Origin of the sequence: Pandoraea terrae (genome assembly GCF_902459695.1) — a bacterium.
Taxonomy (GTDB): domain Bacteria; phylum Pseudomonadota; class Gammaproteobacteria; order Burkholderiales; family Burkholderiaceae; genus Pandoraea; species Pandoraea terrae.
Window position 1 is genome coordinate 112,294 of the sequence record NZ_CABPRZ010000002.1, and the last position, 18,753, is coordinate 131,046.

An 18,753-nucleotide genomic window follows, 5' to 3' on the forward strand; every position below is an offset into this window, starting at 1 on the left:
GCGCCTGACGGGTCGGCCGGAAGCGGATTTCGTTGATACCGGCTTCCGGCATCGAGCCCTACGCCGCCTCCTCCACTCGGGCTTCAGCCAGCAAACGCTTGAGCTCGGGCACACACGAGCCGCAGTTGCCGCCTGCCTTCAGGCACGCGGTGATCTCGCCGGTGGATTGCAGCCCCTGGGTGCGGATGGCGTCGCAAATGGTGTTGCGACCCACGCCAAAGCACGAGCACACGGTTGGCCCCACGTCCGCGCCCGCCGTGATCGGCTGGCCGAGGAGCACGGACGCGCGGTCGATGTCTTCGAGGCGATCCTGTCCAAACAGGCCAGCCAGCCAGTTGCGCGACGGCAGCTCCGGCCGCGGCGACAGGTAGATACACGCCTCGATCCGGTCGTCGACCACATGCACGGCGCGATAGACGCGCGCGGTGGCATCTTGGTATTCGAGCCAGTCGGCGTGCGGGTCGTCCACGCCGAGCAGCTTGCGCGCCCAGTCGTGCACCGCGCCAAGCTGCTGGCGCCCGGCCAGTTCGTAGCGCACGAACTGCTTGCCCTGGATGCGCGTCCACCATGTCGCCTCGTCGGTGTTGAGCGCGTGGCGCGACAGCACGAAGCCGTGCCAGGCCACGCCGAACGGTTCGACCATCACCGGCGTGTGCTTGAACTCCGGCTCGCCTGAGACCGGATCGACCACCGGGTTGACCACCGCGCCCACGCGCGCATCCGACGCAAACTGGCCGTTCCAGTGGATCGGCACGAACACGCTGCCGCGCGCAATGCCGCCGCTCATGCGCACGCGTGCCACCATGCTGCCCCAGCGCGACGACACGCGCGCCAAGCCGCCCTCGCGCACGCCGGCCAATAGCGCATCCTGCGGGTGCAGGTCGACGAAAGGTTCGGGCACATGGTCAGCCAGCTTCGGCGCACGGCCGGTGCGCGTCATGGTGTGCCACTGGTCGCGCACGCGGCCGGTGTTGAGAACGAGCGGGTACTCGCCATCCGTCGCATGCACAGGCGCGCGGGCTGGCGTCGGTATGAAGCGCGCGCGTTCGCCGGCGTGGGCGAAGCGGCCGTCGCCGAAGAGCCGCGCCTCGGGCGCGCCGCTCACCCTGATCGGCCATTGCACCGGCGCCATGCCGTCGTAGGCGTTTTGGTCCATACCGATCAGACCGCCCAGGTGGAACGCGCGGCGCACGCCCTGCGCGTCGTTGGCGAAGACGGAAAGCCGCGCGTGTTCGTCGAATATCTCACGCGGGCGCTTGAAGCCGAAGCCGTCGTAGCCCATGCGGCGGGCCACGTCGGCGATGATGTCCCAGTCGGCGCGCGCCTCGCCGGGTGCAGGCAGGAAGGCGCGCTGGCGCGAAATGCGGCGCTCGGAGTTGGTGACGGTGCCGTCCTTCTCGCCCCAGCCAAGCGCGGGCAGCACGACGTCGGCCAGCAGCGTGGTATCGGTCGCCTCGACGATGTCGGAGGCCACCACCAGCTCGCACTTGGCCAGCGCCCGGCGCACCTGGTCGGCATCGGGCAGGCTGACCACCGGGTTGGTGCCCATGATCCACACGGCCTTGACACGCCCGGCCTCGATGGCGTGGAACAGGTCCACTGCCTTCAGGCCCGCCTTCTCGGCCATGCGCGGGGCGTTCCAGAAGGTCTGCACCAGCTCACGGTGCTGCGGCTCGTGCAGTTCCAGGTGTGCGGCCAGCATATTGGCCAGGCCACCCACCTCGCGCCCGCCCATCGCATTGGGCTGGCCGGTGATGGAAAACGGCCCGGTGCCGGCGCGGCCGATGCGGCCCGTGAGCAGGTGGCAGTTGATGATGCTGTTGACCTTGTCGGTGCCTGCTGAAGACTGGTTGACGCCCTGCGAGAACGCGGTGATGGTGCGATCGGTATCGGCAAACCAGTGGTAGAACGTGAGCAGGTCATCCAACTTGACCTTGCAGGCGCGCGCCACGGCTTGCACGTCGTCGCCGTCTGCAACGGCGGCGCGCAGGACGTCGTCCAGGCCCTCGGTATGCAGGTCGACAAAGTCGCGGTCGACCACCCCGCGCCGCGCGAGGAACGACAGCAGCCCGTTGAACAGCCACACATCGGTACCGGGCTTGACGGACAGGTGCAGGTCGGCCAACTCGCAGGTGGCGGTGTGGCGCGGGTCGATCACCACCACCTTGACCTCTGGCCGGACTTCCTTCGCACGCATGATGCGCTGGAACAGGATCGGATGGCACCACGCGGTATTGGAACCCACCAGCACGATCAGGTCGGCCGCCTCCAGGTCCTCGTAGCAGACCGGCACCAGGTCTTCACCGAACGCGCGCTTGTGCCCCGCCACCGCCGACGACATGCACAGCCGTGAATTGGTGTCGATGTTGGCGCTGCCGATAAAACCCTTCATCAGTTTGTTGGCGACGTAGTAATCCTCGGTCAGCAATTGGCCCGACACGTAGAACGCCACGGCGTCCGGGCCGTGGGTGTCGATGACGCGGCGAAAGCCCTGCGCGACGGCATCGAGCGCCGCGTCCCACGACACGCGGCGCAGCGGTTCCGGGGCGGCGCCTACATCGCGCCTGCGCTCACGCGTGGCCGGGTACAGCAAGCGGCCATCCAGGTTGACGGTTTCGCCCAACGCCGAGCCCTTGACGCACAGCCGCCCCGCATTGGCCGGATGCGCCGGGTCGCCCGCGATGTCGGCACTGCCATCGGGGTGCGGGGTCGCCAGCACGCCGCAGCCGACGCCACAGTATGGACATGTGGTGCGCACGGCTTCGGTGAGCGGGTGGATGGGGATCGTCGTCATCATCATGGGTTTGGGCGTCGTGCGTGGTAGAGCGCGCTCAGGCGGCCTCGGCCTCGGCCTCGCACAGGGCGCGGCCGAACAGCAGGCGCTGGCGGATCGGAGTGATGGAGGTCTCGCGCTGAATCAGGTCGAAATACCACGGGCCGTCAGCCACATCGCCGTAAAGCACCGCGCCGACGACGCGGTCGTCCTTGAGCACCAGGCGCTTGTAGACGCCGCGGCGGGGGTCACGCAGCACAATGTCTTCGGTGCCCTCGCCGCCGATGAAATCTCCCGCCGAGTACAGATCCACGCCCGTCACCTTCAGCTTGGTCGCCGTGGCCTGCTGGACGTAGCGGCGATGGCCGGCGCCGGCCAGGTGTGCGGCACACACGCGGGCCTGGTCCCAGATGGGTGCGACCAGACCGAAGGTGGCGTTGCGGTGCTGCACACACTCACCGACGGCATAGACGCGCGGATCGTAGGTTTGCAGCGTGTCGTCGACGACGATGGCGCGCTCACAATGCAGGCCGGCCGAACGCGCCAGCTCGATGTTCGGGCGCACGCCAGCGGTCATGACGACCAGGTCCGCCGGAATCTCGGAACCATCCTTGAAGCGCACGGCGCTCACGCGATCGGTGCCAAGAAGCTCGGCGGTGTGCGCGCCGAGGAGGAACCGCAGCCCCTTCGCCTCCAGCGCCCGCTGCAGCAGCGCGGCGGCGGGCTTGTCGAGCTGGCGTTCCATCAGGCTGTCGGGCAGATGCACCACCGTCACGTCCATATTCTGGCGCATCAGACCGTTGGCAGCTTCCAGCCCCAGCAGGCCGCCGCCGATCACCACGGCGTGCCGGTGGTTGCGCGCGGCTTCCTGCATCGTCTCCACGTCCTGGATGTCACGGAAGGCGATCACGCCCGGCAGCATGTGCCCCGGCACCGGCAGGATGAACGGGCGCGAGCCGGTGGCGACCAACAGGCGGTCGTAGCTCACCTCCACGCCGTCGCGCGAGCGCACCGTACGGCGCGAGCGGTCAATCGCGACCACCGGGTCGCCCGCGTGTAGCGTGATGCCGTTCTCGTCGTACCACTCGCGCGTGTTGAGCATGATCTCGTCCACGCGCTTCTCTCCGGCCAGCACTGGCGAGAGCAGGATGCGGTTGTAGTTGCCGTGCGGCTCCTCTCCGAACACAGTGATGTCGTACAGGTCGGGCGCCAGTTTGAGCAACTCCTCGACCGTGCGCATGCCGGCCATGCCGTTGCCGATGACGACGAGCCTGGAGCGTGCGGCGGAGGTCATTGCAGTGCCACCCAGACCGTCCCGTCTTCGACCTTGGCCGCATAGGCCGGAACTGAATTGGCCGGCGCTTCCAGGCAGTCGCCCGTCTCCAGGTCGAAATGCTGCTTGTAGATCGGCGAGGCAACCACGATGCGATCCCCCAGGTTGCCGACCAGACCGCGCGAGAGCACAGCGGCACCGGAGTTGGGATCGTAGTTGCCGATGGCGTACACACGCTGCGGCGCGCGGCCGGACACGCGGAACACGGCCACCTGCGCATCGCCCACCAGCGCACACACGCCGGTGTTGGGCAAGATGTCGTCAAGGGAGCAAACGGGGGTCCAGCGGGATGCTTGCATGATGGCCTCCTTTCTCAAGCAGCTTCTGCGACAACGGGAATGCGCACCGGGCGCGTGTTGCGGCGTTCGTCCGGCGTGACCGGGCGAATCTGGCCGCGCTCTTCGGCAAACACGACATTGGCATCGGCCGCGTCGCTGTTGACGAAATGGCGAAAGCGCTTGCGCACCTCGGGGTCGGTCACGGCGGTCTTCCATTCGTCCTGGTAGGTGTCGACCAAGTGCTGGATCTCGGCTTCCAGCTCGGCGGCAATGCCCAGCTTGTCGCCCACGATCACGTCCTTCAGGTAGTCCAGGCCGCCTTCCAGGTTGTCGCGCCACGTGCTGGTGCGCTGCAGGCGGTCGGCGGTGCGAACGTAGAACATCAGGAAGCGATCCACCAGCTTGATGAGCGTGGCCTCGTCCAGGTCGGCGGCCAGCAGTTCGGCGTGACGGGGCTTCATGCCGCCATTGCCGCACACGTACAGGTTCCAGCCCTTCTCGGTGGCGATGATGCCGACGTCCTTGCCCTGTGCCTCGGCGCATTCGCGCGTGCAGCCGGACACGCCGAACTTCAGCTTGTGCGGCGAGCGCAGGCCCTTGTAACGGTTCTCCAGCTTGATGGCGAAGCCGACCGAATCGCCCACGCCGAAGCGGCACCACGTCGAGCCCACGCACGACTTCACCGTGCGCAGCGACTTGCCATAGGCATGGCCTGACTCGAAGCCGGCCGCGATCAGCGCTTCCCAGATCTGCGGCAGCTGCTCGAGCCGCGCACCGAACAAGTCCACGCGCTGGCCGCCCGTGATCTTGGTGTACAGGCCGTACTGCTTGGCCACCTGGCCGACAGCGATCAGGCCTTCCGGCGTTACCTCGCCGCCCGGCATGCGCGGCACGACCGAATACGTGCCGTCGCGCTGGATGTTGGCGAGGAAGTAATCGTTGGAATCCTGCAGGCCGGCGTGCTCCTTCTTGAGCACGAAGTCGTTCCAGCACGAAGCGAGGATGCTCGCCACGGCCGGCTTGCAAATGTCGCAGCCCATGCCGTGGCCGTGGGCTTCCAACAGCGCTTCAAAGGTCTGGAAGCGGCCCACGCGCACCAAGTGATACAACTCCTGGCGCGAATACGGAAAGTGCTCGCAGATGTGATTGTTGACGGCCAGGCCCTGCTTCTTCATCTCGGCCTTCATCACCTGCGTCATCAGCGGCACGCAGCCGCCGCAGGAGGTGCCGGCCCGGGTGGCATCCTTGAGCGCGCCTACGGTGGTGGCGCCGGCGCACACCGCCTGGCACAGCGCGCCCTTGGAGACGTCGTTGCACGAGCAGATCTGCGCCGCGTCGGGCAGCGCATCCACCCCCAGCGCCGGGCGCGCGTTGCCGTCGGCTTGCGGCAGGATCAGGAATTCGGGCGCCTCAGGCAGCTCAATGCGGTTGAGCATCATCTGCAGCAGCGTGCCATATTCCGACGCATCGCCCACCAGCACGCCGCCCAGCAGGTACTTGCCGTCTTCCGAGACCACCAGCTTCTTGTAGATCTGCTTGCGCTCGTCGGTGAACTGCACGCTGCGGCTACCGGGCGTGGCGGCTTGCGCGTCGCCCAGGCTGGCGACGTCCACGCCCATCAGCTTGAGCTTGGTGCTCATGTCGGCGCCGTTGAAGGCGGCATCTTCTTCCGCCGCCAGGATCTGCTTGGCAGTGATGCGCGCCATTTCATAACCGGGTGCGACCAGGCCGAAGACCTTGCCGCCCCACAGCGCGCACTCACCAATGGCGTAGACATTCGGGTCGGAGGTGCGGCACTCGGAGTCGATCACGATGCCGCCACGCTCGCCCACCGCCAGGCCGCATTGGCGCGCCAGCTCGTCGCGCGGGCGGATGCCGGCGGAAAAGACGATCATGTCGGCATCCAGGTGCGTACCATCGGCAAACTGCATGCGGTGGCTACCGGATTCGCCGTCAACGATCTCGACGGTATTCTTTTGCGTGTGCACGGTGACGCCCAGGTCTTCGATCTTGCGGCGCAGCATGCGGCCGCCGCCATCGTCGACCTGCATGGCCATCAGGCGGCCGGAAAACTCGACGACGTGGGTCTGCAGGTTCATGTCGCGCAGGGCTTTGGCGCATTCCAGGCCCAGCAGGCCGCCGCCGACGACCACGCCGGTCTTGGCGCGCTGGCCGCATTCGAGCATGGCTTCGAGGTCTTCGATGGTGCGGTAGACGAAGCAGTCCGCGCGGTCGTTGCCCGGGATCGCAGGCACGAACGGCGACGAGCCGGTGGCCACGACCAACTTGTCGTAGGGAAGCACCTCGCCGGTGGAGGCAGTCACCCGCTTGGCGGCCAGGTCGACGGAGACGGCGCGGGCGTTGAGTTTGAGCACCACATCGGTGCGCTCGAAGAAGCCCGGGGCGACCAGCGACAGGTCTTCCGCGGTCTTGCCGCTAAAGAATTCCGACAGGTGCACACGGTCGTAGGCGGGACGCGGCTCCTCGCACAGCACGGTCACTTGCAGGTGGTGGCCAGGGGCGCGCAGCAGGCTTTCCAGGAACTTGTGGCCCACCATGCCGTGGCCGATGACGACGATCTTCATGGTCATGGCAGCATACTCCTTAGACGTTGGCGGCGTTGGCCGCCAGGGTGTTGTCATACAGCGCTTGCTCGCGCGCCTTGTGTTCCGCCGAGAAGCGCACCGCGACCGCGCAGAGGGCCGACACCCCCACCAGCACGCCCAGCACCGACAGCGTCTGCTGCGCGTCGCCCAGCCCCTTCATCAGGAAGCCGGCGGCCACCGCGCCCACGTTGCCGCCCGCGCCAATGATGCCGGCCACGCCGCCCAGCGCGCGGCGGTCGATGAAGGGCACCAGGGCATAGGTGGAACCGCAGGCCATGTGGGTGAACAGGCCGAAGCCGAGCATCGCCAGCACGGCCTGCGTCACGCTTCCGGCGTGCGCGAAGGCCAGCAGTCCCAGGCCCTCGCCCAGCATCAGCACGCATAGCAACTGCGTGCGGGCATCCAGGCCGCGACGGCGCGCCACGCGGTCGGACACAATGCCGCCCAGCGCGCGGGCGAACAGCGCCAGCAGGCCAAAGCTCGCTGCGGCCATGCCTGCAGCCGACAGTGACAGGCCGAAGTGATCGACGTAATAAGTGGCCGCGATGTTGTGGATGAAGATCTCCACGCCAAAGCATGCGCCGTAGGTTACGAACAGCAGCCACACGCGGTAATTGGCGGCGGCGGCCGCAAAGCTGCCCCAGCCGCCCTTCTTCGCGCTTTCGACGGTCTTGCCGGCGGCGCGCAGCGCGTCGTAGTTGCCCTCCGGGCAGTCCTGCGCATAGCGCCAGTAGAGCGCCGCGACGACCAGCATGGCCACGCCCGGCACCACCAGGGCGACGCGCCAGCCCAGGCCCTGTGTCACGCCGAGCATGACGATGGCGCTCAGCAGGAGCGGCATGGTGGCCTGCGCCACGCCACCGCCTGCGTTGCCCCACCCCGCGGCCGCGGCGTTGGCGGTGCCTACCACGTTGGGCGCGAACATGACCGACGTGTGGTACTGCGTGATGACGAAGCTCGCGCCGATTGCGCCGATGGCCAGGCGAAAGAACAGGAAAGCCTCGTAGCTTTGCGCCAGCGCGACACCCAGCACCGGGATGGCGCCCAGCACCAGCAGGCTGGTATAGGCCTTGCGCGGGCCGAAACGGTCACAAAGCGGGCCGACGATCAGCCGCACCAGGATGGTCACCGCCACGGCGGCGATGTTGATGTTGGCGATCTGATCAGGCGTCAGGTGGAACTCGCCCTTGAGCACCGGCATCAGCGGCGCGCAGGCGAACCACGCATAAAAGCAAACGAAGAACGCCAGCCACGTGAGGTGGAAAGCGCGCATCTGCGGCGTGCGCAGACTGAACAGGTCGATTCGGGTGGCTTTGCCGCTCATGTCGAATCCGCTTCAAGAAAAAGAAAAAGCGCCCGAAAACCGGGCACTAGGCCGGGTTCTGGGACGCCGTTGTCCAAATGCCCCGAGCAACGGGGCCGTTATTACTATGAGTGCGAGGTCGTCGTTGGCCTGCGAGTAGGATTAAGCAACATGCGTGCCAGAAGCGTCCGGCCGTTGATCTGACTGGGTTGGCGGCTTTCCGAGCACAAAGGGTGAGGTACGGATGGACTGCACGTTGCACGCGTTAGGTGCGGACGTGTCCGATGATGGTGCGGCACAGCATCACGGCGGACTGCCTATGCGGTGACAAGTCGAAACGGTACTTTTCTCGGGTCGTCGAACTCGCGACGAGGCCGATGGCATGCGCCAAGCCTCAAGCCGGCTACACCCGCGTCTTGACCGGCAAGCGCGCGAGCGCGGCGCGCAGCGCCTCGTGCAGGCGGTCGTTCGCCGCGTCGTCGCCCGTCATCTCCGGCACAACGGTAACGACGCCATCGTTCGCGATATACACATGCGGCCGTGGTGCGTGGGCGCTGCCCATGCCCGTCAACACTTCGTCCAGCAACGCCGCGACAACGGCGACCGTGGCCATCGCGCGTAGCTCAGGTTTGTAGAGCTTGCCCACATTGGTGACCGGCATGCTCGGGATGATCGTCACCCGCTTCGGGCGCGCCGCCGCATCGGCGACGCGCGCCGACATGAAATCCAGAAGTTCCTGTTCGGTCGCGGACGCCCCGGGCACCAGCGTGGCGAAGACCACCGGCAACTCCCCCGCGTACGCATCGGGCGCACCCACCGCGGCACACATCTGCACTGCGGGATGCGCGCCGAGTGCATCCTCGATGAGCTTGGGATCGATGTTGTGCCCGCTCCGGATAATCAAGTCCTTCGAACGCCCGGTGAGATGGAGCCGCCCTTGGGCATCCATCCAGCCGAGATCGCCCGTGGCGAGCCAACCGTCGGCTGTGAACGCATTCGCGGTGTCCTGCGGTTCGACGAAGCCGGGGAATACGTTGGGCGACTTGAAGAGCACCATGCCCGGCTCGCCCGCCGGCATATCCTGATCGCTCGCACCGCCCTGCTCGTTCAGTGCCACGATGCGCACCTGGGCATAGGGCAACGGAAAGCCGACGCACCCCACGGGCGCCAGAACGCCGCAGGGCGTGATGCTGGAAATGCCGGCCATCTCCGTCATGCCGAAACTTTCGTGCACATGCAGGCCGAACAGACGTTCAAAACGTTCCGCCAGCTCGGCCGTCAGCGGCGCGGCGCCAGTGCGGCAGTACTTCACCGACGAGATGTCGGCATCGCCCACGGGCACGTTCGCCAGCGCGGCGAGCATGGTGGGCACGGCGGCAAGCGTGGTGGCGCGGTACTTCTCCACCAAACGCCAATAGTTTCGCAACACATCGCGATTGCGCATCAGCGCAGTCGTGGGGATCACGATTTCCGCGCCGGCCGACAATGCCGTCAGCGAGCCCGGCAAGACGCCCGCCACATGAAATAGCGGAAAACCGTTAATGGTTACGTCCGACGCAGCCGTGCCCTGCATGACGACGCTGGCCCATGCCGTAAACAACTGATTGCGATGACTATGCATGGCCAGCTTCGGGGCCCCCGTCGTGCCGCCCGTGTGGAAGTAGGCGGCGATATCCGTCGGCGCGATACGCCGGCCGCTCACCAGATGGCCGGCCGGCTGTCTTGCGCGCAGCAGGTTGAAGCTCTCGATCCCGTCCCCTGCCACAAGTCCGGCCGTCACATCCGGCGCTTCGTCGTGCGGCGCCACGCGCAAAATGGCGGTGAGCGTCGGCACCAGGGGCCGAAGCCGCAAGGCCTGGCTCCAGATGCCACTCTCATCGTCCGAGCCGTAGGCAATCAGGACCTTGGCGCGACTCGCGTTCATCATCGAAACGAGCTTCGCGTCCGCGAGCAACGGATTGAGCGGCTGCACGATGCCGGCGGCTTCACCGCCCCAAAGCGCCAGATGGTATTCGAGGCAGCCCGGCAAAAGCACCGCTACCGCGTCATCGGCCCCCACCCCCAACGCATGCAGCAGATTGGCGGTCTGGTGGATGCCTTCGAGCAATTGTGCGTATGACCAGCGGATCGGCGTGTCGGCGGGGTCGCCGGTGCGCAGGAAGGTGAGCGCCGTTTTGTCGCCAAAGGCGCGCGCGGCGTTGACGAAGATGTCATAAGTGCTGCGCGCTCGGAGCGTTGCCTCGAGCGGCGCAGCCTCCAGTTTGCGGACATCCGCGATACTACGAACAGGAAAGGGGGCGGAAAACGGTGCACCCTCCCCGCTGGCCGGGACTTTGGGCGGGGCGGTCAAGTTCTCCTCCTCACTTTTTCAACAAGGGGCAGGCGCTTTCCGACAAGGGCCTGAAGGCCTTGTCGCCGGGAATCACCGCCTTGACGGTGTAGTAATCCCACGGGTACTTGGACTCCGAAGGCTTCTTCACCTGCACGAGGTACATGTCGTGCACCATGCGGCCGTCTTCGCGGATCCTGCCGTTCTTGGCGAAAAAGTCGTTGATCGGCATTTCCTTCATTTTCTTCATCACTGCTGCTGTGTCGTCAGTCCCTGCGGCCTTGACCGCCTGCAGGTAGTGCATCGTCGACGAATAATTGCCAGCGTCGACCTGCGTCGGCATCCGTTTCGCCTTCTCCAGGAAGCGCTTCGACCACTTGCGCGTTTCGTCGTTCAAGTCCCAATAAAAAGCCGTGGAAAACTGAAGTCCCTGAGCGGTTTGCAGGCCCAGCGCGTGAATATCCGGCAGGAACACCAGCAAACCTGCGAGCTGCTGCCGGCCGGACCGGGTGATGCCGAATGCGTTGGCTGCCTTCACCGCGTTGACGAAGTCGCCCCCGGCGTTGGCCAGGCCGATCACCTTGGCCCCCGAGGTCTGGGCCTGCAGCAGGTAACTGGAAAAATCGGAGGTATTCAGGGGCGCCCGCGCAACGCCTAGCACCTTGCCGCCCTCGCTCTTGATCGCTTCGGACGTGTCCTTGACCAGTGCCTGCCCGAACGCATAGTCAGCCGCCACGAAAAACCAGCTGTCGCCCCCCTGCTGCTTCATGGCCTGGGCGGTCGCGCGGCCCAGCGCGTAGGTATCGTAGACGTAATGCACGCTGACGCTGGTGCACTTGGCGTTGGTGACGTCCGAACTGGCCGGTCCCGTGGCAATGACGATCTTGTTTTTCTGCTTGGCCAGGTCAATTACGGCAAACGCCACGCTCGACGAGGCGAGGTCCGTGACCATGTTGACGTGCTGAAGGTCGAACCATTCACGCGCCTTGTTGGCGGCGATGTCGGCCTTGTTCTGGTGGTCCGTATAGACGACTTCCACCTTGATGCCCGGATTGTCCTTGACGAAGTCCGCTGCCGCCATCCTCACGGCCTCGACCGCGCCCATGCCGCCGATGGACGAATAGAGACTGGACATGTCGACCAGCACCCCGATCTTGATGCCGCCGTTCGCGAGCTGGACCTGCTGGGCGGGTACCGGTCCCGCGACGAGCGCGAAAAGCGTGGTGCACATCGCCAGCGCAAGCGATTTGAGCTTCATCTGCCTTGTCTCCATTTTGGTGATGCTGGTATTTGAAGCGACTATGCGACGACACAAAAAATCTGACAATACCCTTAATATGAGAAAGTCTGTTCAATCTCATTCAACAAACCCTCATGGACCTGAATTTGATCGGCCTGTTCGTCGAGATCGTGGATGCGGGCAGCCTCAGCGCCGCGGCGCGCAAGCTCGGCATGACGCGCTCGAACATCAGTCATCGGCTCAAGCTGCTCGAGCGCGAGACTGACGCGCAACTGCTGCGCCGCTCAACGCGCAGCCTCGATCTGACACAAGCGGGTCACACGCTATACGATTACGGCAGGCGCATGCTCGACGACCTCGGCACGGCCAAGGCATCGATCGACAGCCTCGGCCAGACGCTGCGCGGCCACGTGCGCATCAGCGTGCCGACAGGCTTCGGCCGGATGTTCGTCGGCGCCATGCTGCTTGACTTCATGCGCAGCCATCCAGGCATCACACTGACTGTCACGTTCAACAACCGCATCCATGACCTGATCTCGGCACGGGTCGACGTTGCGCTCAAGATCACCGCCTCGCCGCCGCAGGAGTATGTCGCACGAAACGTCTGCCCGATCGAATGGCGACTATTTGCATCGCAAGACTACGTGGCGCGGCACGGTCCGATCGAAACACCGGCCGACCTCGAGCGGCAGATCCTCGTCGGCTCGCCCTATCCCGGCGCTCGTGTCACGTTCAAGCTGGCGTCGCGCCACGACGCGTCCGCCATCCACCTGGTCACGATGCAACCCGCCCTGCAATCCGAAGACTTCCCTTTTCTCGCCGATGCAGCTGCGCGCGGCATGGGCGTCGGCCTGCTTCCCGGCTATGTCGCACATGCCCCCACGCACGCGGCGCTGCAACCAATCCTGCCCGACTACCGCGTGGCGGGCCTTGGCGGCGCGCTTTACATTCTTACGCTGCCAAACCGCTATCCGTCACCGTCGACACAGGCCCTGATCGACTATCTGCGCGACGCGATCGGGAAACTCGCCGAGGCTTGGCGGTAACGGGCACGGCGCCCCGCGCGCGCATCTGATGCTAGCAATCCCGAACCAGCCGTCCTACACTTCGATAGTTGGTCTGATCCGAGTACATCCATGAGCCTCGACGAGCACGACCACTCCGAACTGTCGCCGATCCAACTGCGGGTGCGCGCGCTCGAGACAATTTTGACCGAGAAGGGCTACGTCGATCCTGCTGTGCTCGACCTTATCGTCGAGCGATACCAGACCAGGATCGGCCCTCACATCGGCGCTGGAGTGATCGCCAGGGCGTGGGTCGATCCTGTGTTCAAGACCGCGCTGCTGGCAGACGCGACAAAGGCGATCGCTGCGCTCGGCGTTGTCAGTCACGTGGGCGATCATCTGATCGCGGTGGAGAACACGCCCGGGCATCACAACATGGTCGTCTGCACGCTGTGCTCGTGCTACCCGTGGGACGTGCTCGGGCTGCCGCCGGTCTGGTACAAGTCGGCCGCTTATCGCTCGCGTGCCGTGTCGGATCCGCGCGGCGTGCTGGCCGACTTCGGTGTCGTCCTGCCAGAAGACACGCAGATCCGAGTCTGGGACTCGACCGCGGAGACCCGCTTCCTCGTGGTGCCACCCCGCCCCGCCGGCACCGAAGGCTGGCCCGAGGAGCGCCTGGCGCGGCTGGTCACCCGTGACTGCATGATCGGCACCGGCCTGCCCCGGCGCCCCGAGGCGGTATCGCCATGAACGGCGTTCACGACATGGGGGGCATGCACGGCTTCGGCACGGTCCAGCCCGAGGCTGACGAACCCCCGTTTCACGCACAGTGGGAGGCGCGCGTGCTGGCAATGCAGCGGGCCATGCGTTTCACGCACGCCTGGAACATCGACATGTCTCGCGACGCGCAGGAGCGGCTGCCTGCCGCAGTCTACCTGTCGGCGTCCTATTACGAAAGATGGGCATTGGGAATGGAGTGCAACGCCGTCGAGCAAGGGCTGGTCGGCGCTGATGAAATCGCCGCAGGGCAACCCCTGCATCCGGGCAAGCCCGTCGAACGGGTGATGACGACGAACGACATCGAACACGCATTCACCCGCGGTTCTGTCGCTCGCCCGCCCGAGCAGCCTGCCAGGTTCAAGCCGGGCGAGCGAGTGCGCACCAAGAACATGAACCCGCCCACGCACACGCGCTTGCCGCGGTACGCTCGCGGCCGTGAAGGAACGATCGAGGCGATCCGAGGTTGCCATGTGTTTCCGGACTCCGTCGTGACGGGCGCGGGAGAAGACCCGCAGTGGCTCTACACAGTCGTCTTCGAAGGCCACGAGCTCTGGGGAGCGGACACCGACGCCACGCTCACCGTCTCGATCGAGGCATTCGAGCCCTACCTCGAACCGGCGTGAAATGAAGGTCGATCCAGCCGCAGCGCGTGATGCCGCCGATGCCGTACCAGGCATTCCCCGTGACCAGGAAGGCCCGGTGTTCCGCGAGCCATGGGAGGCACAGGCTTTTGCTCTGGCGCTGGTCTTGCACCAGCAGGGCCTCTACACTTGGCGCGAATGGGCAGCAACGCTGGCAGAGGAGATCAGGCGCGCGCAGCTTGCGGGGGATCCGTATACGGGCGAGACCTACTACCTGCACTGGCTTGCCACGCTCGAGCGCCTGGTGGCAAGCAAAGGCGTCGCGAGCGCAGAGACGCAGACGCGCTACCGCGAAGCTTGGCACCACGCTGCGCATCGCACGCCTCACGGCACGCCTATCGAACTGTCGCATCGCGATTTCACAGGAAACGAGGATTCGTGAACCCCGGAGCGGTTCGTGTTGTCAAGGTGCTTTGTGCATCCTATGGTTGTTATTTGGGTCGTTCCACGGGTTGCTGCATGGCGGTGCGAACATGAACACCGCGACCGTCATGGACAAAAAGAACATGCCAAGCATTGCAGATGGGCCACGTCGGACCCTCCTGAAGGCCGGATCGGCAGCCGTCCTCCTTGCAGCAATCGGTGCGGAGGTTTGCCCGAGCAGTGCGACCGCAGCGGCAAAAATGACCGCGCATGAAAAGGATCTCTACGAGGCGGCGAAGAAGGAGGGTGGGACGCTCACCTGGTACACGACGCATTTTGACGATACGACTGCCCAAGCGCTTGGCCACGGCTTCGAAGCGAATTTCCCCGGTGTCAAGGTCAGTGTAGTGCGCACGACTGCGCAAGTCGCGTTTCAGCGCGTCACCCAGGAACTCAAGGCGGGCGCAGTCCAGGTCGACGTATTCAGCTCGACCGATGTCGGACACTACGTATTCCTGAAGGATAGGAATCTGCTCGAGCAGTTCATGCCAGAAAATTCCAACAAAGTGTCCGAACTCTATCAGCACTATGATCCGGATGGATATTACTTTGTCACCTCGGCCGGCCTGATCGGAATGGTCTACAACACGGCGAAGGTCAAGGAGGTGGATGCACCCAAGAACTGGACCGATCTCACCGACGTGAAATGGAAGGACAAGATCGCGCTTGGGCACCCCGGCTTCAGTGGCTTCGTCGGCGCGTGGGCCGTGTTGATGCGCAAGCTCTACGGCTGGCAGTTTTTCGAATCATTGGCGAAGAGTAATCCGCAGATTGGCCGCTCGATCAACGATCCCCTCACCATGCTCAACGCGGGCGAGCGGGTGGTCGCCGGCACTGCCTTGTTCGGAACCGCGGGCGAGAGCGCACAGAGGGGCAATCCCCTGGCGATGATTTACCCGACCGACGGTACCGTGCTGGTGCTGTCGCCCTCCGGCATCATGAAGGGGGCCAAGCACCCGAACGCGGCGCGGTTGTTCGTGGAATATTTGTTGAGTGTCGATGCGTCCAAAGTCCTGGCCGACCATTTCGGCGAGCCCATCCGGCCTGAAGTATCACCCTCGAGTGGCGTGAAATCAGCCAAGGAACTTAAGACGATCCGGCCGAGCGTCAATGAAATCGTCAAGGGCATCCCGGAAGTGATCAAACAATGGCGCGAGACCTTCGGGGTGTGAAATACTCTCCGGGCCACGCGATCGTGAGCCGGCTGCAGCGGCTTGAGCCAACCATGTTTCTGTGGCTCGCCATGATCGCCGTGCTCATCTTCCTGGTGGCAAGCCCGATGGTCCGGCTGGTTGTGTCGAGCTTCCAGGAGGCCGACACCGGTCGGCTCACACTCGCCAATTACGTGGATGCCTATGGCAGCCTGCGCCATCTTCAGGCGTTATTCAATTCGTTCGAGCTCGGCATTGGCGTCGCGCTGCTCTCCGGCGTGTTCGGCGTTCCCATCGCCTGGGCAATATCGCGCACAGACATGCCGGCGAAATCGTTGGTGCGCCTGATGGTGTTCGGCGCGTTCATCACGCCACCGTATCTTGGCGCGATCAGCTCGATCCTGCTGGCCGGCCCTAATTCCGGCTGGCTCAACAAAGCCTGGATGGCGCTTTCGGGCGCAGACCATGGCATTGTCAACGTCTATTCCATGACGGGACTTATCGTCGTGGTCGCCGCCGCCTCGTTTCCCTATGTTTTCGTGTTCACCAACTCGGCCCTCGATCTGGTGTCTTCCGAGATGGAGGACGCGGCCAACATTCTTGGCGCCGGGACCCTGCGAACCACCTTTGGCGTGACGCTGCCGCTCGTGCTGCCGGCGATCGTCGGCAGTCTCATTGTCAGTTTTCTGGAAGCGATTGCGCTGTTCGGTGCCCCGGCAATGATCGGGCTACCGGCTCGCTTTCAAGTGGTTTCGACCCAGCTCTGGCAATTCTTCGAATATCCGGTGCGCGTCGAGGAGGCAGCTGCCTATTCGATCCCACTACTTCTGATCACCATCCTGATGTTTTGGCTGAAGCGATCGCTGGTCGGCCGGAAGGGCTATACCGCCGTTACCGGCACGGGCGGAGAACGCCGCCAAATCCACCTGGGCGCCTGGGCGCCTGGCGCTGGCTGATGCTTGGCTACGCGCTGTTCGTCTGTGCACTGTCGGTGCTGCTGCCGACGCTCGTACTGATGCAGGCTGCCTTCGCAAAAGCCTGGGGCCGGGGTTTCTCGTTCGATAACCTCACACTGCATAATTTTCAGTACGTGCTGTTCGAACAGACCCAGGCGCAGCAGGCGATTCTCAACACGTTTCTGTACGCCGGTGCCAGCGCCGTCGCAGCGATCGGGCTCTCGCTCGCGATTGCTTATGTGGTGAGCCGCAAGCTGGTACCCGGGACGAATGTGCTCGCCTTCTTGTGTATGGCGCCGTTCGTTATTCCGGGCATCGTGCTGGCAATCGGTTTCTATGCGGCCTATGCGCCGCCGCCCCTGGCGCTCTACGGCAGCGGGCTGATGATGATTCTCGCCTTCACCACCAGATTTCTACCGATCGCCTATATGTCTTGCGCCACCGGAATGCAAAGCATTAGTCCGGAAATGGAGGAGGCCGTTCGGATTCTCGGCGGCGGTCGCCTGTTGGCGATCCGAAAGATACTGGCCCCGCTGATGAAGAAGAACCTCGCTGGCGTCTGGATCCTGGTGTTTATTCCGGCGGCGCGGGAACTTTCGTCGGCGATCTTCCTGGTCGGGCCCAATACGCGGGTAATCTCGGTGATGTTGTTCGACCTGTCGGAAGAAGGGAATTTCGAGGTCCTTGCGGCGCTTGGCGCCATCCTGCTGGTCGTCAGCGTCATTATTGCCGGCGTCGGGTCCCGCATCATCGGCCGCGATTTCATGGTGCGGAGAAACGCGTGAACAAGCTCGAACTGCGCGGTGTCGAGAAGCGTTTCGGCGACTCCATCGCCGTCGGTGGCGTGGATCTCGCGTTCGAGGAAGGAGAGTTCGTGTCGTTGCTGGGCCCCTCGGGCTGCGGCAAGACGACGACGCTACGGATGATCGCCGGATTCATCGATCCAACCGCCGGGACCATCGAAATGGACGGCAAGGTGCTGTCCACGCCCTCGGGCTCGGTGCCGCCGGAGCGGCGGCACATGTCGATGATCTTCCAGAGCTACGCGGTGTGGCCGAACATGACGGTGGAGCAGAATGTCGCGTTTGGGCTGAAGCTGCGCCGGCTTCCGGCCGACGAGTTGCGCAAGCGCGTCGCCGAGATGCTCGATGTGGTTCAGATGCGGCATTTGGCGCAGCGCTACCCGGCGGAATTGAGCGGCGGGCAGCAGCAGCGAGTCGCACTGGCGCGCGCCATTGTCATCAAACCGGCGGTGCTGTTGCTCGACGAGCCGCTTTCCAATCTCGACGCCAGCCTGCGCGAGGAAATGCGCTTCGAAATCCGCCGGCTGCACGGAGAGTTCCAGATCACAACCATCTATGTCACGCACGATCAGTCCGAGGCGATGGTGACGTCGGACCGGATAGCGGTAATGAACCAGGGGCACATCGAGCAGGTCGATGATCCTCACACGCTCTACACCAAGCCGAGGACGCGGTTCGTCGCCGGCTTCATCGGTCGCACCAATTTCATTGACGGCACGTGCAACGGAACCGAGATCGTGTTCGATCATTTCAGCATACCGAAGAGCGCGCTGGAAAACGGGGGCGCACTCAATGGAAAAATCACCTTTTCGGTCCGGCCGCAGAGCATGCGGCTTTCCCGCTCGCCGTCAGAGCGCACCGGCGGAGCGCCGCAGGTGGAAGTCAAGGTGATCGAGCGGGCCTATCTCGGCGAATATTGGGACTACATCGTGATACCGACCCATGGCTCGGCCAAGCTGCGCGTTACCGCGCCACCACTCGAGGTTTACGGGGTCGGCGAATCCGTCTCACTCGAATTTGACCCCGGCCACATGGCGCCAGTCATATGACCTGCCGCATGTTCGGCATTCGACTTCTGGCCAACCACGAACCGCGGCTGAGCGCCGGTGCCAACTGGCCGTTGTCGAATTCAA

15 protein-coding genes are annotated in these 18,753 nt (G+C 64.6%); 8 read left to right on the top strand and 7 right to left on the bottom strand.

Annotated features, from left to right (window positions below):
- Positions 1-58 precede the first annotated feature (58 nt).
- The 7 genes from PTE30175_RS02625 to PTE30175_RS02655 all read right to left on the bottom strand — a co-directional run bounded on the left by PTE30175_RS02625 (position 59) and on the right by PTE30175_RS02655 (position 11,880).
- A complete protein-coding gene (locus PTE30175_RS02625; protein ID WP_150695498.1) occupies positions 59-2,800 on the bottom strand; it encodes a nitrate reductase in 2,742 nt (913 codons plus the stop codon).
- A gap of 31 nt (positions 2,801-2,831) precedes the next feature.
- Positions 2,832-4,067: an NAD(P)/FAD-dependent oxidoreductase gene (locus PTE30175_RS02630; RefSeq protein ID WP_150695499.1), complete on the bottom strand. Its 1,236-nt coding sequence runs from the start codon at positions 4,065-4,067 to the stop codon at positions 2,832-2,834.
- Entirely contained in the window at positions 4,064-4,405 is a 342-nt protein-coding gene (gene nirD, locus PTE30175_RS02635; protein WP_150695500.1) for a nitrite reductase small subunit NirD, read from the bottom strand. The genes PTE30175_RS02630 and nirD overlap by 4 nt, the downstream gene beginning before the upstream one ends.
- Before the next feature lie 14 nt (positions 4,406-4,419).
- Entirely contained in the window at positions 4,420-6,975 is a 2,556-nt protein-coding gene (gene nirB, locus PTE30175_RS02640) for a nitrite reductase large subunit NirB (protein WP_150695501.1), read from the bottom strand.
- A 13-nt stretch (positions 6,976-6,988) separates the two neighbouring features.
- On the bottom strand, positions 6,989-8,314 hold the full coding sequence (locus PTE30175_RS02645; RefSeq protein WP_150695502.1) for an MFS transporter: 1,326 nt from the start codon (positions 8,312-8,314) through the stop codon (positions 6,989-6,991).
- A gap of 382 nt (positions 8,315-8,696) precedes the next feature.
- Positions 8,697-10,643 carry an acyl-CoA synthetase gene (locus tag PTE30175_RS02650; RefSeq protein ID WP_150695503.1) on the bottom strand — a complete coding sequence of 649 codons (1,947 nt, stop codon included), beginning with the start codon at positions 10,641-10,643 and terminating at the stop codon, positions 8,697-8,699.
- Between the two features lie 10 nt (positions 10,644-10,653).
- Positions 10,654-11,880 (bottom strand): ABC transporter substrate-binding protein, encoded by a 1,227-nt coding sequence (locus PTE30175_RS02655; RefSeq protein WP_150695504.1) that lies wholly within the window; start codon positions 11,878-11,880, stop codon positions 10,654-10,656.
- A gap of 116 nt (positions 11,881-11,996) precedes the next feature.
- Between PTE30175_RS02655 and PTE30175_RS02660 the strand changes: the two genes are divergently transcribed.
- The 8 genes from PTE30175_RS02660 to PTE30175_RS02690 all read left to right on the top strand — a co-directional run bounded on the left by PTE30175_RS02660 (position 11,997) and on the right by PTE30175_RS02690 (position 18,669).
- Complete coding sequence (locus tag PTE30175_RS02660) at positions 11,997-12,908, top strand: LysR family transcriptional regulator (RefSeq protein ID WP_150695505.1); 912 nt, start codon at positions 11,997-11,999, stop codon at positions 12,906-12,908.
- A gap of 90 nt (positions 12,909-12,998) precedes the next feature.
- Positions 12,999-13,616 (top strand): nitrile hydratase subunit alpha, encoded by a 618-nt coding sequence (gene nthA, locus PTE30175_RS02665; RefSeq protein WP_150695506.1) that lies wholly within the window; start codon positions 12,999-13,001, stop codon positions 13,614-13,616.
- Positions 13,613-14,269, top strand: coding sequence for a nitrile hydratase subunit beta (gene nthB / locus PTE30175_RS02670; RefSeq protein WP_150695507.1), 657 nt, complete (start codon positions 13,613-13,615; stop codon positions 14,267-14,269). The genes nthA and nthB overlap by 4 nt, the downstream gene beginning before the upstream one ends.
- Position 14,270: 1 nt before the next feature.
- Positions 14,271-14,669, top strand: a complete 399-nt coding sequence (locus PTE30175_RS02675; RefSeq protein WP_150695508.1) for a nitrile hydratase accessory protein — start codon at positions 14,271-14,273, stop codon at positions 14,667-14,669.
- Between the two features lie 91 nt (positions 14,670-14,760).
- Positions 14,761-15,882, top strand: a complete 1,122-nt coding sequence (locus PTE30175_RS02680; RefSeq protein ID WP_150695509.1) for an ABC transporter substrate-binding protein — start codon at positions 14,761-14,763, stop codon at positions 15,880-15,882.
- A 53-nt stretch (positions 15,883-15,935) separates the two neighbouring features.
- The gene (locus PTE30175_RS28470) at positions 15,936-16,817 is read left to right on the top strand and encodes an ABC transporter permease (RefSeq protein WP_224788566.1); all 882 of its coding nucleotides are present in this window, start codon (positions 15,936-15,938) and stop codon (positions 16,815-16,817) included.
- Complete coding sequence (locus PTE30175_RS28475; protein WP_224788567.1) at positions 16,817-17,602, top strand: ABC transporter permease; 786 nt, start codon at positions 16,817-16,819, stop codon at positions 17,600-17,602. Before PTE30175_RS28470 ends, PTE30175_RS28475 begins: the two co-directional genes overlap by 1 nt.
- Positions 17,599-18,669, top strand: a complete 1,071-nt coding sequence (locus PTE30175_RS02690; protein ID WP_150695510.1) for an ABC transporter ATP-binding protein — start codon at positions 17,599-17,601, stop codon at positions 18,667-18,669. Before PTE30175_RS28475 ends, PTE30175_RS02690 begins: the two co-directional genes overlap by 4 nt.
- Positions 18,670-18,753 lie beyond the last annotated feature (84 nt).

Coding starts and splice junctions, on each gene's coding strand:
- PTE30175_RS02625 (WP_150695498.1), bottom strand. CDS start 2,800: ATGATGATGACGACGATCCCCATCCACCCGCTCACCGAAGCCGTGCGC.
- PTE30175_RS02630 (WP_150695499.1), bottom strand. CDS start 4,067: ATGACCTCCGCCGCACGCTCCAGGCTCGTCGTCATCGGCAACGGCATG.
- nirD (WP_150695500.1), bottom strand. CDS start 4,405: ATGCAAGCATCCCGCTGGACCCCCGTTTGCTCCCTTGACGACATCTTG.
- nirB (WP_150695501.1), bottom strand. CDS start 6,975: ATGACCATGAAGATCGTCGTCATCGGCCACGGCATGGTGGGCCACAAG.
- PTE30175_RS02645 (WP_150695502.1), bottom strand. CDS start 8,314: ATGAGCGGCAAAGCCACCCGAATCGACCTGTTCAGTCTGCGCACGCCG.
- PTE30175_RS02655 (WP_150695504.1), bottom strand. CDS start 11,880: ATGAAGCTCAAATCGCTTGCGCTGGCGATGTGCACCACGCTTTTCGCG.
- PTE30175_RS02660 (WP_150695505.1), top strand. CDS start 11,997: ATGGACCTGAATTTGATCGGCCTGTTCGTCGAGATCGTGGATGCGGGC.
- nthA (WP_150695506.1), top strand. CDS start 12,999: ATGAGCCTCGACGAGCACGACCACTCCGAACTGTCGCCGATCCAACTG.
- nthB (WP_150695507.1), top strand. CDS start 13,613: ATGAACGGCGTTCACGACATGGGGGGCATGCACGGCTTCGGCACGGTC.
- PTE30175_RS02675 (WP_150695508.1), top strand. CDS start 14,271: ATGAAGGTCGATCCAGCCGCAGCGCGTGATGCCGCCGATGCCGTACCA.
- PTE30175_RS02680 (WP_150695509.1), top strand. CDS start 14,761: ATGAACACCGCGACCGTCATGGACAAAAAGAACATGCCAAGCATTGCA.
- PTE30175_RS28470 (WP_224788566.1), top strand. CDS start 15,936: ATGTTTCTGTGGCTCGCCATGATCGCCGTGCTCATCTTCCTGGTGGCA.
- PTE30175_RS28475 (WP_224788567.1), top strand. CDS start 16,817: ATGCTTGGCTACGCGCTGTTCGTCTGTGCACTGTCGGTGCTGCTGCCG.